Source organism: Nocardioides sp. CPCC 206348 (assembly GCF_048654705.1).
In the GTDB taxonomy this organism is placed as follows: Bacteria; Actinomycetota; Actinomycetes; order Propionibacteriales; family Nocardioidaceae; genus Nocardioides.
Genome location: NZ_JBMCZA010000185.1, coordinates 6,537 through 8,544, shown reverse-complemented (window position 1 = coordinate 8,544; position 2,008 = coordinate 6,537). Strand labels below are relative to the sequence as shown.

The 2,008-nt window shown below is 72.1% G+C and carries 2 protein-coding genes and 1 pseudogene; all 3 read left to right on the top strand.

What is annotated here, in order from left to right:
* Positions 1-180: pseudogene (locus tag ACOADB_RS15185) on the top strand (DUF1028 domain-containing protein); the annotation flags it as partial.
* A gap of 2 nt (positions 181-182) precedes the next feature.
* Positions 183-1,322 (top strand): M20 family metallopeptidase, encoded by a 1,140-nt coding sequence (locus ACOADB_RS15180; RefSeq protein ID WP_378600188.1) that lies wholly within the window; start codon positions 183-185, stop codon positions 1,320-1,322.
* Positions 1,319-2,008, top strand: a 690-nt coding sequence (locus ACOADB_RS15175) for a lyase family protein (protein ID WP_378600185.1), incomplete at its 3' end; no start/stop codon positions are given. The genes ACOADB_RS15180 and ACOADB_RS15175, both read left to right, overlap by 4 nt.

Below are 2,008 nucleotides of genomic sequence, written 5' to 3'. Positions count from 1 at the left end.
CTCTCCGTCGTGCGCGACGTGGCCTGGCGCGTGACCGACCTGCGCGTGGACTGGAGCGAGCAGCCGATCGCGGACCTCGCTGCCCTCCTCGACGTCTGGCTCCCGCAGCGCGACGACTACGTGACCCGCGGGCTCGACCCGACCGCCGCACCGTCGTACGGCGTCCCCGGGGACGAGTGACAATGCCCCGCACCGCGCACGACCGGGCCGCCGGCGCCATCGCCGCCGATGCCGGCCGACTCATCGACCTCTCCGAGCTGCTGCACGCGAACCCGGAAACGGCCTGGGAGGAGCACAACTCGTCCCGCTGGGTCGCCGATGCCCTCGACGAGGCCGGCTTCACGGTGACGCCGTCGTACCTCGGCCTGGAGACGGCCTTCCTGGCCACCTACGGCAGCGGCCCGTTCCGCCTGGGCCTGTGTGCCGAGTACGACGCCCTTCCCGGACTCGGGCACGCCTGCGGGCACAACCTGATCTCGGCCATCACGGTCGGTGCCGCGCGGGCCCTCGCGCCGCTGGCTGATGCCGCGGGCCTGACCATCGAGGTCTACGGCACGCCGGCCGAGGAGGGTGGTGGCGGCAAGATCGAGCTGCTGGAGCGCGGCGCGTTCGCCGGGCTGGACCTGGCGATGATGGCGCACCCGGCGCCGGTCGACGTCGCCGAGGCCGAGCCGTTCGCGGTGTCGCACTCCCACATCACCTACCAGGGCAAGGGCGCCCACGCGGCCGCCTATCCCGAGCAGGGCATCAACGCCGCCGATGCGTTCACGATCGCGCAGGTCGCCGTCGGCCTGCTGCGCCAGCAGCTGCCGCCGACCGTGCGCGTCCACGGCGTGATGACCAACGGGGGAGAGGCGCCGAACGCCATCCCCGCCCGCACCGAGGGCCGCTGGTACGTCCGGGCCGAGTCCCTCGACCAGCTCGCCACCACCGAGGAGAAGGTCTGGCGGTGCTTCGAGGCAGGAGCCCTCGCCACCGGTGCGAGCCTCGACATCACCCCGGAGAGCAAGCCGTACGCCGAGTTCCGCGCCTTCCAGCCGGCCGTCGACGCCTACGTGCGCAACGCCGAGAGCCTGGGGCGCGTCTTCGACCCGGGCACGCCCGCCCGGCGGATGAACCGCGCCTCGACGGACATGGGCAACGTGTCCCAGGTCGTGCCGGCCATCCACCCCTACATCGGCATCGGGTCCCTCCCTGCCCTCAACCACCAACCCGAGTTCGCTGCCCACTGCGTCGGCGGTGACGCCGAGAAGGCGTTGCTCGACGCCGCGACCGCCCTCGCCTGGACAGCGCTCGACATCGCCGAGGAGCACCAACGATGACCATCGCGACCCGCACCGAGCACGACTCCCTCGGCCCGCACGAGGTGCCGGCCGACGCCTACTGGGGCGTCCACACCGCCCGTGCCCTGACGAACTTCCCGATCAGCGGCACGCCCGTCGGCGTCCACCGCGAGCTCGTCGCGGCCCTCGGTGCCGTCAAGCTCGCCGCAGCACGTGCGAACCACGAGCTCGGCCTGCTCGACGACCGCCGCTTCGAAGCGATCGCGGCGGCAGCGGACGACGTACGCACGGGGAAGCTGGACGACCAGTTCGTCGTCGACGTCATCCAGGGAGGTGCCGGGACCTCGACGAACATGAACGCCAACGAGGTCATCGCCAACCGGGCCCTGGAGATCCTCGGCCTGCCGCGGGGCCGGTACGACGAGATCCACCCGCTCGACCACGTGAACCGCTGCCAGTCGACCAACGACGTCTACCCGACCGCCGTACGCCTTGCGCTGCTGACCGTCATCGAGTGGCTGGCCGTGTCGACGGCCGACCTGGCCGCCTCCTTCGCCGCCAAGGCGGCGGAGTTCCGGACGGTGCCCAAGATGGGCCGGACCCAGCTCCAGGACGCCGTACCGATGACGGTCGGACAGGAGCTCGGCGCGTTCGCGGTCACGCTGCTCGAGGAGCAGGCCCGCCTCGACGACTCCCGCGGGCTGCTGTGCGAGATCAACCTCGGC